Genomic DNA, 16,920 nt, shown 5'->3' with positions numbered 1-16,920 from the left:
TGGGGAGGCAGCGTGGTCGAGCTCGACGATGTGCCCGAGCTCGTCGAGCCGGTGGTGATCGCCGCCTTCGAGGGGTGGAACGACGCCGGTGAAGCGGCGAGCGGTGTGATCCAGCATCTGGAGGAGAGCTGGGGGGCCACCCCGCTGGCCGCGCTGGACCCGGACGACTACTACGACTTCCAGGTGACGCGGCCCACCGTCGAGCTGGTCGACGGCAAGACCCGGCGCATCAGCTGGCCGACGACGAGGATGTCCCTGGCCAAACTGCCCGGCTCCGACCGCGACGTGGTGCTCATCCACGGCATCGAGCCGAACATGCGCTGGCGGTCGTTCTGCCAGGACATCGTCGGGATCATGCTGGAGCTCGGCGTCGAGACGGCCGTACTGCTCGGCGCGCTGCTGGCCGACGCGCCGCACACCCGGCCCGTGCCGGTGACCGCGGCCTCCTCCGACACCGGCCTGACCAGCCGTCTGCAGCTCGAACCGGCCCGCTACGAGGGCCCCACCGGCGTGCTCGGCGTGCTGCAGGACGCCTTCGCCACGGCCGGGCTGGAGACCGTGTCGCTGTGGGCGGCCGTCCCCCACTACGTCGCCCAGCCACCCTCCCCCAAGGCGACGCTGGCGCTGCTCCGCTGGGTGGAGGACCTGCTCGACGTGTCGGTGCCCATGGGCGACCTGCCGGAACAGGCCCGCGCCTGGGAACGCGGCGTCAACGAACTGGCCGAACAGGACACCGAGGTGGCCGAGTACGTCCGGGCGCTGGAGGAGCAGAAGGACGCCACCGAACTCCCGGAGGCCAGCGGCGACGCGATCGCCCGCGAGTTCGAACGCTACCTACGCCGCCGCGGCGGCGGCGACCCCGGCTGAGCCACCCGGGTCACGCCCCGCAGCGGACACGTTGAAGGAAGCCGTCTCTCCCCCGGTCCGACAGACCACTGACACCAAGCCCTGGAAATCACTCATCTAGTCGCTCGCAGGCGCCCCGTCCTCGGTCGTGAAGGTCAACGTCTGCTGTCCCGCGCGTACGCCGGTGACGGTCATCGGGCCGAAGCCCGGGAGCGGCGTGGCGCTCACCTGGCCGGTCGTCGCGTCCCGGTGGAGGCCGAACAGTACCGTGACCAGCGCCGGGGACACGGCGGCGCTCCACGCCTGCGGGCGGCAGGCCGGCGGGTACGGGACCGGGGCCGCGCCGTCGCGCCGGGTGTGGCCGCCGAACAGCTCCGGGAGCCGGTGGCCGAACGCGGGCGCCACGGCGATCAGTCCACGGGCCAGCTCCGCCGCCTGCTCCCGATGGCCCGTACGGCTCAGGCCCAGCATCGCGATCGCCGTGTCGTGCGGCCAGACCGAACCGCGGTGGTACGACAGCGGGTCGTACCCGGCGGCCTCGGCGGTGAGCGTCCGCAGGCCCCACCCGGAGTTCAGCTCGCCGAGCCGCCGCGCGACGCGAGCCTCCTCCTCGCGGTCGAGCAGGCCGGTGCCGAGCAGGTGGCCGGCGTTCGAGGCGAGGCCGTCGACCGGCGCTCCCGTTCCGTCCAGGGCGATCGCCGGGTAGCCCTCCTCCAGCCAGAACCGGGCGCGGAACCGGGCGGCCAGGCCCCGCGCCCAGCTCCGGTGCCGGTCGCCGTCCCGCCCGTACGCCTCGAGCAGGTCCGCGCCGAGCATGGCCGCCTGGTAGGCGTACGCCTGCACCTCCGAAAGGGCGATCGGCGGGGTCGCGCACGTGCCGTCGAGGTGCTGGATGCCGTCGCTGGAGTCCTTCCAGCCCTGGTTGGGCAGCCGTTCGGCCGAGCCGCGGTAGGACACGAACTCCTCGAAGGTGCCGAGCCAGGCCAGCGCGCGCTCGGCGGCCGGCAGCAACGCCTCGACCTCTTCGGCGGGCATTCCCCAGTGCCACGCCTCGGCGAGCGTCACCACGAACAGGGCCGTCGCGTCGACCGAGCCGTAGTAGACCGGCGGTAGCCGCCCCGGCGCGTACGCGGGCCGCAGCTCGTGCGGGATCTTGCCGGGTTCCGCCTCGGTGACCGGGTCGTGGCCGGTGCCCTGGTGGCGGGCCAGCGTCCGCAGGGTGCCGGCGGCCGGCTCGTGGCCGAGCGGGAGGGCCAGCCGGGCGGCCCACAGGGCGTCGCGGCCGAACAGCGTGAGGTACCAGGGGCTGCCGGCCGCGCAGTACAGGTCGCCCTCGTCGGCGAGGAGCAGGGCGCCGAGGTCGGCGACTCCCTGGGACACCAGGGCGTCCAGGCGCGGGTCCGCCGACCGTACGGTCAGGGGCGTCCGCGCCCACGGCGGCGGGCCGTCCGGTGGCGCGGGGCGGAACCCCGGCACCGGCGGCGGCGCGGCTCGTACGGTGAGGGTCGTGGTGAACCGGTCGCCGGGCGCCAGCACCAGAGCGGCCTCCGTACGGCCCTCCAGCCGGACCTCGTAGCCGTCGGGGCCGGTCAGGACGGCGCCGTCGCGCAGCGGCGTCTCCGGCGGAGGCGGGTCGCCGGCCTTGACGTCGCTGATCTGGGCGAGATCGGCGGCCGCCGCGACTTCGAACGTGACCGTGGCGGTACCGTCGCCGTCGTTGCGCACGGTGATCCGCTCGGTGCCGCCGTCGTGCCGCACGGTACGAACGCGCTCGACCGTCAGGGCGTCGCGGGCGGCGGTGAAGCGCACGCGGTCGGCGCCGAGCGTCTCGGCGTCCCGGGGCTCGGGCTCGGCGCCGTCGAGGGTCACCACGAGCCGCGACAGCACGCGGCGGTCGGCGACGTACAGTCCGCCGGGACCACCGGCGAGCCGGCCGCCGGGCGGGGACAACCAGGTCGCGGGGGCCGCGACGCACGTCAGATGGTCGTGCAGCTCCGATCCGGACGCACCGACCGGACGGGGGGTGGAGGCGGGCACGTGGTCTCCTCCGTTCCGCGGGAGATTCACCCCATGATGACGTCCCCCCGCATCCTCCGCACATGCCGATCCCCGGCGCACCGCGCGGTGGACGCCCCGATCGACGGGTTCGCGCGGACGCTCGCCCGGCGCTCCCCCGATGAGGGAGGGCCGGGCGAGCCCGCGTCAGCGGAGGGTGACCACCAAGGTGGACCGGCCTCCGCGTGAGCCCGCGTCGGCCACGACCTCGCCGCCGCGCGCGGTGCGCCGCACCTCGTACGGCACCGACCGGCCGTTCAGCGTCACCGCGGCGACCGCGGCTCCGGAGGGCAGCACCTGGCCGATGAGCAGGCGTGTTCCCGGTCCCCGTTCGGTCACGACCGTGCGCAGCGACGTCGCGGACGCCGCCGCGGAGACGTCGACCGAGCCCGTGCCGACGCGGATGTTCCGGCCGGCCACGCTCGGTTGTCCCGGCGGGACCTGCGGGACGACCTCCAGCCGGCCTCGTCCCAGGTCCGGGGCGACGCCGAGCTGCTGGCTCACGACCGGCCACAGGTTGCCGTACGCGCCCCACGCCTGCAGGACCATGGAGCGTCCCGTCTCCGGCCGGTCGATGTTCGGCGGGTCGAAGTCCGGGCTCGGCACGATCTCCGGCATCGCGCCGGGCATCTCGTACAGCGACGGGTCGAGCTGCTGTCGCGCGTTGTCGTCGGTGTAGCGGCGCTGCTGCGCGAGCCGCCCGTAGTTCCCCTCGGCGACCGCCATGATGCCGGTGTTGATGGTGAACGCCTCGCGGTCGCTCTGCACGCTCGACACCGCGCTGTCACACGCCGGGCCCTTGTTGCCGCCCTCGGCGGAGGTCGGCCCCGTGCCGGTGTGGTACAGCCCGTTCTCTCCCGTGTAGCAGGGGCGTTCTCGCTGGTCGAGTACCTCACGGGCGTGCGCGTCGGTGGCCAGCGGGCGCGTGGCCTGCCCGGACCGTACGAGGAGAGCGTCCAGCGGTGTCAGCCCGATCCAGTGCCGCTGGAAGATCTTCGTGTTGTCGTTCGCCGGGTTCGCCGGGTCGTCGAGGGAGTCGGCGAACTGGTGCGTGTCGCCGCCGTACCACCACGCCTGGTCGAACCGCTTCACCAGGTCGTCCCCGTGCGAGGTGGCCCAGGTCGCGGTCGCGGTGTCGCCCTTGGCCCGCGCCATGTCGGCCAGGTCGTACAGGCCGCGGACGGTGTAGACCGTGTTGTCGAGCTTCTCCACGCCCATGCCGGGCCGCTCGACGTTGCCGAGCCCCTCGGGCCAGCCGTCGCCGTCCGCGTCCAGCTTCTCGACGACGTAGCGCATGTTCCGCCTGGCGAAGTCGTAGACGTCGTCCAGGAAGCGGCGGTCGCCGGTCCAGCGCCACACGAGCGCGGCGGCGCTGGGGTACTTGGCGGTCTCGTCGGTGTTGCCGGCCTCGTCGTTCGCGCCGAAGTACACCGAGCCGTCCGAGACGACCTCGTGCACCACCTTGCCGCTCCTGTCGTTGACGACGTCGCTGACGTCGCGGAGCGTGCGCAGATGGTCCTCGATCGCGGGGAACTGCCCGGCGGCGACGGTCGCGAACGCGGTGAACTCCCCGTCCGTGCCGAAGATCCACGGGTAGTCCGGCCAGCCCGCGCCGATCCAGCGCGCCCGGGCGAGCGTGCCCTTCGGCGGCGGGTACGCCTTGCCCTCCTCGGTCGCCCGCAGGCGCAGGTCATCGGCCTGCTGTACGGAGTCGGCGAGGTTCTGTTTGCTCCACTCGACGCTCTGTTGCAGCAGCCGGTCGCCGGGCAGGTCGACGACCGTGTTCGCGGCGACCGACCGGCGCGCCGCGACCTTGCGGGCGAGCAGGCCGGCCGGGTCGTGCAGCGCGGCGCTCAGCGCCGTACGCGCCTCGGCCGTGCCGTGGTCGGAACCGGCGACCGCGAGCCAGACGGTCGTGTCGTGCCCGGCGGGCAGCTTCACGTCATAGGACAGCCGGCCGCCGGTGCCCTTGCCGAAGTCGGTGTCGTCGCACCGGTCCGGCGGCGTGCCGGTCGAGGGGCAGATCACCGGCGGATCCTGCGGCCCGCGGTGCCCGGCGCCGAGCTGGTGGGCGACCGGCGTACGGTCCGCGGCGACCATGGCCGCGAAGTCGTGCGCGGTGGCGTTCGCGACCCTCGGCGTGCCCTGCTCGCGGAACACCAGCGCGCCACCCTCGTACGCGCCGGTGTCCGGCAGGTTGGCCGCCTTCTGGTCCGGCGTGGTCGAGCCCCACGGGTAGGCGGTCATCAGCTCCGAGTGCGCGTCGACGTCCAGACGCACCGTACGGGCCGTCGGCGAGGTGAGCCGCAGGCCGATGAGCCCGGCGCGCACGCCGTCGGGCGCGACGTCCGTCCGCTCGACGCGCACGCCGCCGGTCTCGTAGGCGATCCGGGTGTAGCCCTGGCCGGCGGTGAAGCGCTCCGCCTTGGCCTGGGCGCCGCCCAGCCACTGCCCGCCCAGGCCGAACCACACGCCGTCGAGCAGTTTCAGCGGCGGCGTCCAGAACCCGCCCATCTCCCCCTGGGTGTGCCAGCCGGACGCCGGGTAGAGGCCGTCCTCGGTGGAGACCGAGTAGAAGCGGTCGCCGATGACGACCGCACGCCGATCCGGCAACCGGGTCGTCGTGGACAGCTCCGCGGACTTCGGCGGACCGGCCGCCCGCGCCGGCGCCGCGTGCGCGGCGCCGGCGACCAGGATGAACGTGACCGCGAACGCGACGGCACGTCTTCGCATGGGAATTCCTCCGAACAGAGATCTCCCCCGAGGTACAGGACGGTCGGCCGCCGGTCCGCCGTCAGTCGTCGACGGCGAGCCAGACGGCGGTGTCGTGCGGCAGCGCACCTCCCTCGAGCGGACCGCTGGCGAGCAGGACCTCGTGGTGGGCGGGCAGCGGGTACGGCGCGCCGGACAGGTTGACCGCGCACGCGAAGCCCGGCGTGCGGGAGAACAGCAGCACGCCCTCCGGGGTCTCGTGCCAGCGCAGCGTGCCCTCGCCGAGCGCCGGGTGCTCCCGCCGTACGCGCAGCGCGGCGCGGTAGAGCGCGAGCATCGAATCGGGGTCGGCGGCCTCCGCCTCGGCGGTGAGGCCCGTCCAGGACGCCGGCTGCGGGAGCCAGGTCGTCACGCCGTCCGGGCTGAAGCCGTAGGGCGGCGCGTCACCGGACCACGGGAGCGGCACACGGCATCCGTCGCGCCCGCGCGAGGTGTGCCCGGAACGTTCCCACACGGGGTCCTGCAGCGACTCCTCCGGGATGTCCTCGACCTCGGCGAGCCCGAGCTCCTCACCCTGGTAGACGTAGGCGCCGCCGGGCAGGGCGAGCATGAGCAGGGCGGCCGCGCGGGCGCGGCGCACGCCGAGGGCCAGGTCGAGCGGCTCGGACGTGTCCGCGCGCGGGCCGTGGCCCTCGGTGTGCGGCCGCCCGTACCGCGTGACGTGCCGGACGACGTCGTGGTTGGACAGCACCCAGGTCGCGGGCGCGCCGACGGCGCCGAGGGCGTCCAGGCTCCGGTCGATCACCTCGCGCAGCCGCGCGGCGTCCCACGGCGCGCGCAGGAAGTCGAAGTTGAACGCGGTCTGCAGCTCGCCGGGGCGCACGTAACGGGCGAGCCGCGCCGGGCCGCTGACCCAGGCCTCGGCGACGAACGCCCGGTCGCCCTCATAGCGGTCCGCGACCCGGCGCCACTCACGGAAGATCTCGTGCACGCCGTCGCGGTCCCAGTGCGGGTGGTCCTCGCGCTTGGTCGGCTCCAGCACGTCGACGGACTCCCCGGCGTCGGGCAGGCCCTCCTGTTTGATCAGGCCGTGCGCGACGTCGATGCGGAACCCGTCGACGCCGCGGTCGAACCAGAACGCGAGGATCTTCTCGAAGTCGCGGCGGACCTCGGTGTTCTCCCAGTTCAGGTCGGGCTGTGCCTCGGCGAACAGGTGGAGGTACCACTCGCCGTCGGGCACGCGGGTCCAGGCGCCGCCGCCGAACGCCGCGCGCCAGTCGTTCGGCGGCAGTTCGCCGTGCTCGCCCTTGCCGGGCCGGAAGACGTAACGGTCGCGTTCGGGGCTGCCCGGACCGGCCGCCAGCGCGGCCTCGAACCAGGCGTGCCGGTCGGAGCTGTGGTTCGGGACGATGTCGAGGATCACCCGCAGCCCGTGGTCGTGCGCCTCGGCGATGAACGCCTCGGCGTCGGCGATCGTGCCGAACGCCGGCTCGATCCCGGTGTAGTCGGCGACGTCGTACCCCGCGTCGACCATGGGCGAGGGGTACCACGGCGTGATCCATACGGCGTCGACGCCGAGGTCGCGCAGATACGGCAGCCGGGACCGGATGCCGGCGATGTCACCGACGCCGTCGCCGTTCCCGTCGGCGAAGCTGCGGATGTAGATCTGGTAGATGACAGCGCTGCGCCACCAGGGCGCGGAGTCGGTCGCTCGCACGTCGTCCTTTCGTGATGGTGGGGAGGTGGTCACTTCACGCCACCGGCGCTGAGGCCGGCGATGATGCGCCGCTGGAAGATCAGCACGATGATGACGAGCGGGACCGTGACGATCACGCCGGCCGCCATCTGCGTGCCGAACGGCTGGTCGAACCCGTACGCGCCGGTGAACTTGGAGATCGACACGGTGGCGGTCTGCATCTCCTTCTTGTTCACCATGCTCAGCGCGATGATGAACTCGTTCCAGGCGGCGATGAAGGTGAGGATCGCGGTCGTGAAGACGCCCGGCGCGGCCAGCGGGATGATGATCTTGCGGAAGGCCTCGCCGCGCGTGCAGCCGTCGACCATCGCGGCCTGCTCCAGTTCGAAGGGCATCTGGCGGAAGAACGCCGTGAGGTTCCAGACCGCCAGGGGCAGCGCGAACGACAGCGTCGGCAGGATCATCGCCTGGTAGGTGTTGATCCATCCGATGTCGCTGAACAGCTTCAGCAACGGGATGATCAGCGAGATGCCGGGGAACATCGACGTCGCGATGACCATGCCGAGCACCGCGTTCTTGAACCGGAACCGCAGCCGGGCCAGCGCGTACGCGGTCACCGTGCCGACGATCAGTGTGATCGCGGTGGTGAACCCGGCCACGACGACGCTGTTCAGCAGCGCACGCCCGAAGCCGACGCCAGGCTTGAAGACGGCCGAGAAGTTCCGCACCGACCATTGACTGGGCAGCGGCGCGTTGTCGAACTGGTCATCCGGGCGCCGGAACGCCGACACGACCATCCAGTAGAACGGGGCCAGGCAGTACAGCACCACCACGACGACGCCGACATGGGTGAGGACCCGGCCCGTGGTCCGCCTCCACGTGCCCGGCCTCCGGCGCGGCGCGGACGTCACGGCCGCCGTCATGCCGCCACCTCCCCGGCCGCCGCCAGGGGCCTTCGCTTCGGGCGCGCGGGCCGGGAGGCCCGCGTCTGCCGCATGTCGCCGATGATGTCGGCGCCGAGCAGCTTGACGAAGGTGTACGCGACGACGGCGACGTAGACGAACAGGATGGTGGCGTACGCGGCCGCGGGGCCGTACCGCAGGTTGGTCGCCTCGTCATAGGCGATCATGGTCAGTGTCTCGACGGAGTCCTTGTGCAGGCCGATCAGCACGGCCGGCAGGTCGAACATGCGCAGCACGTCGAGCAGCCTGAACAGCACGGCGACCAGCAGCACCGGCTTGACCATCGGCAGCGTGATCCGCCAGAACGAGTGCCAGGCCCCCGCGCCGTCGACGCGGGCGGCCTCGTGCACCTCGCGTGGGATCACCTGGAGCCCGGCGAGGACGAGCAGGCCGACGAACGGCGCCGTCTTCCAGGTGTCGGCGATGATGACGGCGAGCTTGGCGTGGAAGCCCTCGGTGGTCCACAGGACCTGCTTGCCGATGATCGCGTTGGCGACGCCGTCGGCCTGGAAGACCCAGCGCCAGAGCAGGCCCGAGACCACCGTGGGGATCGCCCACGGCACGAGGATGCTCGCCCGTACGAGCCCGCGGCCGCGGAAGGCGCGGTGCATGACGAGCGCCATCGCCACGCCGAGGACCGTCTCCAGCACGACGGTCACGACGGTGAAGAAGGTGGTGTTCCAGAAGGCGTTCCAGAACGCGTCGGAGTTCGGGCCGGTGAAGATGTCGGTGTAGTTGCGCAGGCCGACGAACTTGTCGCCCTGCACGACGAAGCCCTGCGCGTCGAGTCCCTGACCGCGCTGGTACAGCGACTCGCGGAACGCCGAGATGACGGGATAGCCGACGACGAGCGCGAGGACGATGAAGGTCGGCGACAGCAGCGTGGCGGCCAGCCGTCCGGACCCCTGCACGTCGCCCCGCCGTCTCCTGCGGGCCGCGGCCGGCCCGGCGGTGGTTGTGGTCGTCATGAATCCTCCTCCGGAAGCCCGTGGCGGGACGCCCTCGCGTCCCGCCACGGTGCGCCGCTACTGCTGGGTCAGCGGCCCGAGCTTGGACTGAAGGCCGGCGAGCGCCTGGTCGGTGGTGCTCTTCCCGGTCAGTGCCGCGTAGACCGCCTCCTGGATGGCGGTGGTCACGTCGTTGTAGCGCACGGCCTTCGGCCGGGGCTTGGCGTTGAGGAGGGAGGCCTTGAGCGTCGGCAGGTACGGGAACTTCTTCTGCAGCGCGGGCTCGTCGTACAGCGAGGCGAGCGTCGGGGCCTCGGAGCTGGCGAGCAGGTTGGCCCGCTCGGTGTCCTGGCTCGTCATGTACTTGATGAAGTCCAGCGCGGTGGCCTTGTTCTTGGCGAAGGAGGAGATCGCCAGGTTGTGCCCGCCGAGGGTCGGCGAGCCGGGACCGTTCAGGCCCGGCAGGGGTGCCACGTCGAACTTGCCCTTGACCTTCGGCGCCTTGCTCGACAGCGCCCACTGGTACGGCCACTGGCGCAGGAAGACGAGGTCGCCCTTCTCGAACGCGCGGCGGGCGTCCTCCTCCTCGTACGTGATGGCCTCCTTGGGGATCATCCCGCTCTTGAAGCCCTGGACGAGGAAGTCCAGGCCCTGCTTGGCCTGGGGCGTGTTGACGTTCGGCTTGCCCGACTCGTCCACGACCTCGCCGCCGGCGCTGTCCACGGCCTCGGAGAAGTTGCAGGTCAGACCCTCGTACTTGTCGAACTCCCCGGCGTAGCAGCCGACGCCCTTGATCTTGCCACAGTCGGTCTGCAGTTCGGACCAGGTCTTCGGCGGCGCGCTGATGCCCGCCTTCTCCAGCAGGTCCTTGCGGTAGTACAGCAGGCCGGCGTCGGTCTTCCACGGCGCGGCGTACAGGTTGTCGCGGTACTCACCGGTCTGCACCGCCGCGGGCAGGAACTTCGACAGGTCGAACTGGTTCTTCGGCAGCGCCGTGACCCACCGGTTGGCCGCGAACTCCGCGGTCCACACCACGTCGAGGTTGAGCACCGTGTAGGCGTCGGACTTGGTCTGGGCGTTCTGCACCATCTGCTGGCGCTGCTGGTCGGCGCTCTCCGGCAGCTCGATGAGCCGGACCGTCTCCTGGGGATGGGCCTTGTTCCACACGTCGATCTGGTGCTGGACGTTGCCCGAGGTGTCCTTGCCCTGGGCCAGCGTGATCGGGCCGCGCCCGGTGAGCGCCTGGCTCGTGGGCGTGCTCTTGGTCTTCGAGCCGCTGCCGCAGGCGGCCGCGAGCGTCACCGTCGCGACGACGGCCACCACCCCGCGTGCGATGGTCGAGATCGATGCCACTTTCACTCCTCGTTCTGGGAATCACACTCAGTGCACGGGCTCGGGCCCCCGCCACTCCCGTATGACGAGATCTGGACGCAGCATCACCCCCTCCCGCGGAGTCTCCGCCCCACTCAGCCGGTCGATGAGGAGTCCGACGACACGCCGCGCGACCTCGTCGAGCGGCTGGCGGACGCTCGACATCGGCGGCGACATCAGCATCACGGCCGGCGAGTCGTCGAAGCCGACGACGTCCAGGTTCGGCCACCCGTCCGGGCCGATGCCGCCGGCGAGCCGCGCGCCGACCGCGAAGGTGTCGCTGCCGCAGGCGAACGCGGTGGGCGGTTCGGAACCGGCCAGCAGCGTCCGCGCCGCCGCGGCCGCAGCCGCGACGTCCTCGGCGCTGCCGGCCACGAGGTCGGCGGCGTCCAGCCCGTGGCGCCGCACCGCCTCCTCCCAGCCCGCGCGCCGGTCGTCGCCGAACCCGTTGCCCGGCGGCCAGCCGAGGTAGGCGACGCGGCGGTGACCACGGGCGACCAGGTGGTCCACCGCGCGCGCGACGCCGTGCGCGCCGTCCACGTCGGCCCACCAGAAGCGCCCGCGGGCCTGCCCGCGCGGCCGGCCGAAGCAGACGAAGGGGATTCCGCGGCGGGTGAACCACGGCAGGCGCGGGTCGCCCACCTCGACGTCGACGAGGACCAGCGCGTCGACCGTGCCGGTGCGGATCAGGTCCTCGGACGTGGTGAGCTCGTCACCGGCGGCGCCGAAGAGCAGCACGTGGTATCCGGCGGCGCCCGCCGCCTCGGTGAGCGCGTGCAGGAACCGGTCGAACAGGTCGCTGACGCCGGATGGGGAGACCATCTTGAGCCCGATGCACCGGCTCGTGCGCTGCCGGAGGTTCTGGGCCGCGCGGTTGGGCCGGTAGCCGAGCTCGTCGATGGCCCGCCGCACCCGCGCCGCCGTCTCGGGCGCGACCCGCTCGGGCGCCTTGAGCACGTTGGAGACGGTCTGGCGCGAGACCCCGGCCGCGGCGGCGACCTCGGAGATCGTCACACCGGTCGCGTCTCCGCCACGGCCCATGGGGAGTCTCCCTTGGCACGGATTTCCGGCGGTCGCCGGTTTGATCGTTCAAATTGTCACCGGGCACACCCGCATGTCAAGGACAGATCGCCATTTGTTTCGCGTCTGTTGTGCAGACCGGGCAGATGACGCGTATCCGGCAGACGGGTGGTGCGCGGGCGGCTACACGGCGACGCCGAGCAGCGCGTCGACGGCGACGCGGAACAGCTCCGGAGCCGTGCCCTCGTCCTCGCGGTCCTCGGCGACGACGCTGAGGGCGTGGTCCACCCACCGGTCCACCGCGGCGAGGGCCGAAGGGGCGTCGAGGTCGTCGGCCAGGTGCCGGCGGAGGTCCGCGACCAGGGCCACCGCGGACGGGCCGCCGGCCAGCCGCGCGGCCTCGCGCCAGCGGGCCAGGCGGGCCTCGGCGGCGGTCAGGTCGTCGGCGGTCCACTCCCAGTCGGACCGGTAGTGGTGCGCCAGCAGCGCCAGCCGGATCGCCATCGGGTCGGCGCCGTCCCGGCGCAGGCCCGAGACGAACACCAGGTTCCCCCGCGACTTGGACATCTTCTCGCCGTCGAGGCCGACCATGCCCGCGTGGACGTACGCCTTGGCGTGCGGGCGCTCGCCGGTGGCGATCTCGGCGTGGGACGCGCCCATCTCGTGGTGCGGGAAGACGAGGTCGGAGCCGCCGCCCTCGACGTCGAAGGACATGCCGAGGTTCTGCACCGAGATGGCGGCGCACTCCACGTGCCAGCCCGGACGGCCGGCACCGAACGGGGAGTCCCAGGACGGCTCGCCCGGCCGCTCCGCCTGCCACAGCAACGGGTCGAGGGCGTCCTTCTTGCCCTTGCGGTCGGGGTCGCCGCCGCGTTCGGCGAACAGCGGCAGCATGTCCGCCGTCGTCAGGCCGCTCACCGAGCCGAACTCCGGGTCGGCGGAGATCGGGAAGTACAGGTCGCCGTCGAGGTCGTACGCGGCGCCGCGCGAGCGCAGCCGTTCGACGAACTCGATGATCAGCGGGATCGACTCGACCGCGCCGGCGTACTCGCGCGGCGGCAGAACGCGCAGCGCGGTCATGTCGTCGCGGTAGAGCTCGATCTCCCGCGCGGCCAGGGCGCGCCAGTCGTCACCGGTCTCGGTGGCGCGTTCGAGGAGCGGATCATCGATGTCGGTGGTGTTCTGCACGTAGTGCACCTCGTGACCCGCGTCGCGCCAGACCCGGTTGACCAGATCGAACGCGAGGTAGGTCGCGGCGTGCCCGAGATGGGTGGCGTCATAGGGGGTGATGCCGCAGACGTACATCCGGGCCACCGGGCCCGGAGTGACCGGGCGCAGAGCGCCCGCGGCCGAGTCGTGCAGTTTCAGCAGAGGCTCCGCGAGCGACAGGCCGTGTCCGGCCAGGCTGGGGACCTCGGGGGCAGGCCACGATCGCATACCCCGCAGCCTATCCGCGACGGACGGCGGCGGACGACGGGGATCGGGACGGTAAAGACTTGTCCTGGTGAGCCGAGGCTGCCGACCGGCCCGGCGCGAGTGTGCGAATCTGGTGGCGCTCCGCCCCCTGTCATGACTGATCGCCGGGATTTCGCCTGCAACGTGTCGAAACACCGTAGACCCCAGCATCGTGGCCGGCGCCTCGCCGGTCTTTCGCTGTGGGCGGGAACACTCGTCCTCGCGCTCGGCACGGCCTACGCCTCGGTCAACGTCGGCGCGCACCACGGATCCTCGGCCGACACCCGCGGGGCGCGGGAGACCGACACGCCGTCGCCGGCCCGCCCCGGGCTCAGCCGGATCGAGGTCACCGACCCGGCCGACCACAAGGACTACGGCGTGTACGTCTGGCGCCCGGACGTGCCGGAGACGCGGACGCTCCCGGTGCTGTACTTCCTGCACGGCGTGCCGAGCGACCCCGAGACGATCGTGCGGTACGAGGGGCTGGCCGACCAGGTCCGGTCCTATGTCGCGCACGGCGGCACGCCCTTCGTGCTCGCGGTCCCCGACGGCAACGGCAGCCACCACGACGACACCGAGTGGGCGAACGCCGCCGACGGGTCGGACCGGGTCGAGGACCGCCTCCTCGACGAGGTCATCCCGGCGGTGGAGGGCGCGCATCGGCGCGACGCGGCGCACCGGGCGATCGCCGGTTTCTCGATGGGCGGCTACGGCTCGATGAATCTCGCCCTCCGTCACCCGGACGTCTTCGGCTCGGTCGCCTCGATCTCCGGGTACTTCCACGTCGACGACCCGTCGCACATGTTCGGCGACGAGGCCGAGGTGATCGCGGCGAACCGGCCGGACGAGCACGTCGCCGCCGCCCGCCGCCTGCACGTCTTCCTCTCCGCCGCCGCGGACGAGACCAACCCGGTGGTCGACGGCGAGCCGCAGCGCTTCAAGAAGCTGCTGGACGACGCCGGCGTGCCGGCGACGTTCGTCGTACGGCCGGGCGGGCACGACTGGGACTACGTGCGGAGCGTGCTGCCGGACGCCTTCGCGTTCCTCGCCCGCGGCTGGGCGGACGCCCGCTCATAAAGGAGTCAGGCCAGCGGTATCGGCCGCCAGGCCGCCGGATCGCCGGGGTCCGCGGTGAAGTCGTAGCCGGTCATCGCGTCCACGCCGAGGGTGGTCAGCGAGATCGAGGTCGTGCCCCAGACCCGGCCGCCGTCGAGCTCGCGGCGGACGATGAGCGCCCTGGCGTCGGCGGGATCGAGCCCGTCTCCGTCGAGCAGCCGCCGCCAGCTCGCGCGGTCGCGGGCGGCCGCCTCGAACAGCGGGCGGAAGTGGGCGACGCGGGCGGACAGGCGGTCGTCGCCGCCGCACGTGCCCGGTTCGGCCAGGCCGCTGTTGACGACGATGTGCACCCCGGGTTCGAGCGTGCGGGCGGTGAGCCGTTCACCGTTCCAGCTCCAGAGGCGCACTCCCCCCGGCTCGGCGCCGATGAGGTGGAACGGGTCGTACCGGCCGAGGTCGCCGTCCAGCCGGCCGCCCTCGGCGATCAGCAGCGGCAGTTCCCCACGGGAGCGGCGGCGCGCCTCGGGCGCCGGGGGTCCCTCGCCGTTGAGCACGCACGCCACGCGCGGCGTGGACGGGGCGGCGGCCAGCCACGTGCCGCCGGCCAGTTCGTCGCGGCCGCCGACCAGGCCGGGGCGGTCGGGCCAGTGCCGGGCGGGCGGGACCCACGCCCGGTCGAGCATCTCGTCACGTACGCCGGCGAGGAACACCGGGATCGGTGCGCGCGGGTCGTACCCGACGATCGCCGTGCACATCTACACGGGGGGCCAGGGAATGGCGGGCCAGTCCTCTGGGGGGTAGGGGTGGATGCGGTGCTTGAGCATGAGGTCGACGCGGCCGACGGTGGCCTCGACCTCCTCCTCGCTCAGCAGCGCCCGCAGCCGGGCGGTGAGGCCGTCGCGGTCGAACGCGTGACGGAGCCGCTGCAGCGCCTCGACCGCCTCGCCGGTGAGGTCCTTGCCGCGCCACTGCCACAGCACGGTGCGCAGCTTGTACTCGTCGGAGAAGCAGACGCCGTGGTCGCAGCCGTACACGTGGCCGGACGTGGTCGGCAGCAGATGCCCGACCTTGCGGTCGGCGTTGTTGACGACGGCGTCGAAGACCGCCATGCGGCGCACGGCCGGATCGTCACCGCGCGACAGCGCCAGCACGTCGACGTCGGGGTCGTGGTCGATCCACAGCTGCACCATGCCGGGGCCGAACGGGCCGTCGCGGTGGACGGTCGGCGGCACGATCCGCCAGCCCATCTGCTCGGAGATGACGTACGCCGCGACCTCACGGCCGGCCAGGGTGCCGTCCGGGAAGTCCCACAGCGGGCGCTCGCCGGAGACGGGCTTGTAGACGCAGTTCGCCCGCAGACCGTCGAGCTCGATGGCGCAGTACAGCGTGGCGTTGGTCGCCGCGACGAGCCGTCCCTCGACGGTGATCTCGCCGTGTTGCAAGAGGCGGGTGGCGGTCTCGACGTCGGCCGGACCGACCGAGCCGTCACCGCCGACGCCGTACCGGGAGGGCTGACTCATGGCTCTAGTGTCCGTGCGATCGACATTTCAGCCAAGATGGCCGTTCTGCCGCGGGCAGACGTGGCCCTGGGCGTCCAGCGGCAGCCCGCACAGCGGGCAGGGGGGCCGCCCGGCGGCGACGATCTTCAAGGCGCGCTGGGCGAAGGCACGGGCCTGACCGGCGGTGATGCGGACGCGGAGCACCACGGCGGCGGGATCCTCGCTGCCGATCTCGGACTCGTCCTCCTCACCCTCGGTGACCTCCTGCGCCTCGATGACCACCCGCTCATCTTCGGGATCCCAGGCCAGCGCCATCGTGCCGACGCGGAACTCCTCCTCGATCGGCTGTTCGAGCGGCTCGTCGTCCTGCAGCTCGACCGGCGCGACCGCGGGGACCGCAGTCGTGCCGCCCTGGCGCAGCACCTCGTCCAGCAACTCCTCAAGGCGCTCTGCCAGCAGCGTCACCTGGAACTTCTCCAGGCCGACGCTCGTGACGCGGCGCCCCGCCCGAGCCTGCAGGAAGAACGTGCGGTCGCCAGGCTGGCCGACGGTGCCCGCCACAAACCTTTCGGGCATGTCGTATGCGATGACCGGCATGAGGACGACCCTACGCTCCGCCACCGACGGGCGCGTCACTGTCCTCGCCGGACTTCGCAAGAAGATCGTCGACTTTCCCGCCATTGTCGTTCAGACGGAGGACGAACGGACGCGTCTCGGTGTAACGGATCACGGTCAGTGACGCGGGATCGGCCTGAATGCGCTGGAACTGGTCCAGGTGCAGGCCCAGGGCGTCGGCCACGATGGACTTGATGATGTCGCCGTGGCTGCACACCAGGAACGTCGCGTCCGGCTTGAGCGTGTCGTTCCACTCGCGCACGGCGGTCACCGCCCGGTGTTGGGCGTCGGCCAGGGCCTCACCGCCGGGGAACCGCGCGGCGCTGGGGTGGGCCTGGACGACCTTCCACAGGTCCTCCTTGGCCAGTTCCTGGAGCGGGCGCCCGGTCCAGTCGCCGTACCTGACCTCGCCGAACCGGTCGTCGGTGCGCACCTGGAGGCCGTCGCGCCCGTCGAGGAGGGCCTGCGCGGTCTCCTGGCAGCGTTCCAGGGGGCTCGCGAGGGCCAGGTCGATGGGCAGGGGCGCGAGGCGCGCCGCGAGCTCGGCGGCCTGCTGACGGCCGCGCTCGTTGAGGTGCACCTCGGGCGTCCAGCCGGCGAGCACCGGCCCGGTCAGCTCGGTCAGCCCGTGACGCACCAAGAGGAGAGTTGCCACGTCGTGAACTGTAGCCGCACCCGGCGCGGCG

Annotated in this window: 14 protein-coding genes; 2 read left to right on the top strand and 12 right to left on the bottom strand. The window is 72.5% G+C overall.

The genetic code is table 11. The annotated features are described in order from the left end of the window. Positions 1-12 precede the first annotated feature (12 nt). Entirely contained in the window at positions 13-867 is an 855-nt protein-coding gene (locus ACQEV1_RS25750) for a PAC2 family protein (protein WP_285583249.1), read from the top strand. 96 nt (positions 868-963) lie between these two features. On the opposite strand, the gene ACQEV1_RS25745 is transcribed toward ACQEV1_RS25750, so the two are convergent. The 8 genes from ACQEV1_RS25745 to mshC all read right to left on the bottom strand — a co-directional run bounded on the left by ACQEV1_RS25745 (position 964) and on the right by mshC (position 13,046). Next, positions 964-2,883, bottom strand: a complete 1,920-nt coding sequence (locus ACQEV1_RS25745) for a glycogen debranching N-terminal domain-containing protein (protein WP_433396621.1) — start codon at positions 2,881-2,883, stop codon at positions 964-966. Between the two features lie 165 nt (positions 2,884-3,048). After that, positions 3,049-5,634 carry a hypothetical protein gene (locus ACQEV1_RS25740; RefSeq protein ID WP_433396619.1) on the bottom strand — a complete coding sequence of 862 codons (2,586 nt, stop codon included), beginning with the start codon at positions 5,632-5,634 and terminating at the stop codon, positions 3,049-3,051. Positions 5,635-5,695: 61 nt separating this feature from the next. Then, positions 5,696-7,330 (bottom strand): glycoside hydrolase family 13 protein, encoded by a 1,635-nt coding sequence (locus tag ACQEV1_RS25735; RefSeq protein ID WP_433396617.1) that lies wholly within the window; start codon positions 7,328-7,330, stop codon positions 5,696-5,698. 29 nt (positions 7,331-7,359) lie between these two features. Next, positions 7,360-8,232 carry a carbohydrate ABC transporter permease gene (locus ACQEV1_RS25730; RefSeq protein WP_433396615.1) on the bottom strand — a complete coding sequence of 291 codons (873 nt, stop codon included), beginning with the start codon at positions 8,230-8,232 and terminating at the stop codon, positions 7,360-7,362. Then, positions 8,229-9,239, bottom strand: coding sequence for a carbohydrate ABC transporter permease (locus ACQEV1_RS25725; RefSeq protein WP_433396613.1), 1,011 nt, complete (start codon positions 9,237-9,239; stop codon positions 8,229-8,231). The genes ACQEV1_RS25730 and ACQEV1_RS25725 overlap by 4 nt, the downstream gene beginning before the upstream one ends. Positions 9,240-9,296: 57 nt before the next feature. Next, positions 9,297-10,571 carry an ABC transporter substrate-binding protein gene (locus tag ACQEV1_RS25720; protein WP_285583260.1) on the bottom strand — a complete coding sequence of 425 codons (1,275 nt, stop codon included), beginning with the start codon at positions 10,569-10,571 and terminating at the stop codon, positions 9,297-9,299. A gap of 27 nt (positions 10,572-10,598) precedes the next feature. Next, entirely contained in the window at positions 10,599-11,630 is a 1,032-nt protein-coding gene (locus ACQEV1_RS25715) for a LacI family DNA-binding transcriptional regulator (RefSeq protein ID WP_285624694.1), read from the bottom strand. A gap of 162 nt (positions 11,631-11,792) precedes the next feature. Then, positions 11,793-13,046, bottom strand: a complete 1,254-nt coding sequence (mshC, locus tag ACQEV1_RS25710; protein WP_433396610.1) for a cysteine--1-D-myo-inosityl 2-amino-2-deoxy-alpha-D-glucopyranoside ligase — start codon at positions 13,044-13,046, stop codon at positions 11,793-11,795. Positions 13,047-13,178: 132 nt separating this feature from the next. Between mshC and ACQEV1_RS25705 the strand changes: the two genes are divergently transcribed. After that, positions 13,179-14,141: an alpha/beta hydrolase gene (locus ACQEV1_RS25705; protein ID WP_433396608.1), complete on the top strand. Its 963-nt coding sequence runs from the start codon at positions 13,179-13,181 to the stop codon at positions 14,139-14,141. Between the two features lie 5 nt (positions 14,142-14,146). On the opposite strand, the gene ACQEV1_RS25700 is transcribed toward ACQEV1_RS25705, so the two are convergent. The 4 genes from ACQEV1_RS25700 to ACQEV1_RS25685 are packed head-to-tail and all read right to left on the bottom strand — an operon-like array spanning position 14,147 to position 16,889. Beyond that, on the bottom strand, positions 14,147-14,875 hold the full coding sequence (locus ACQEV1_RS25700) for an NRDE family protein (protein ID WP_433396606.1): 729 nt from the start codon (positions 14,873-14,875) through the stop codon (positions 14,147-14,149). Beyond that, positions 14,876-15,640 carry an SCO1664 family protein gene (locus ACQEV1_RS25695; protein WP_285624705.1) on the bottom strand — a complete coding sequence of 255 codons (765 nt, stop codon included), beginning with the start codon at positions 15,638-15,640 and terminating at the stop codon, positions 14,876-14,878. It lies immediately after the preceding gene. Between the two features lie 27 nt (positions 15,641-15,667). After that, a complete protein-coding gene (locus ACQEV1_RS25690; protein ID WP_285583272.1) occupies positions 15,668-16,216 on the bottom strand; it encodes a DUF3090 domain-containing protein in 549 nt (182 codons plus the stop codon). A 10-nt stretch (positions 16,217-16,226) separates the two neighbouring features. Then, positions 16,227-16,889 carry a histidine phosphatase family protein gene (locus tag ACQEV1_RS25685; protein ID WP_285583274.1) on the bottom strand — a complete coding sequence of 221 codons (663 nt, stop codon included), beginning with the start codon at positions 16,887-16,889 and terminating at the stop codon, positions 16,227-16,229. Positions 16,890-16,920: the final 31 nt, after the last annotated feature.

This window comes from Actinoallomurus sp. CA-142502, from assembly GCF_050936355.1.
Lineage (GTDB): Bacteria > Actinomycetota > Actinomycetes > Streptosporangiales > Streptosporangiaceae > Actinoallomurus > Actinoallomurus iriomotensis.
This window is presented reverse-complemented; position numbering and strand designations above follow the sequence as displayed.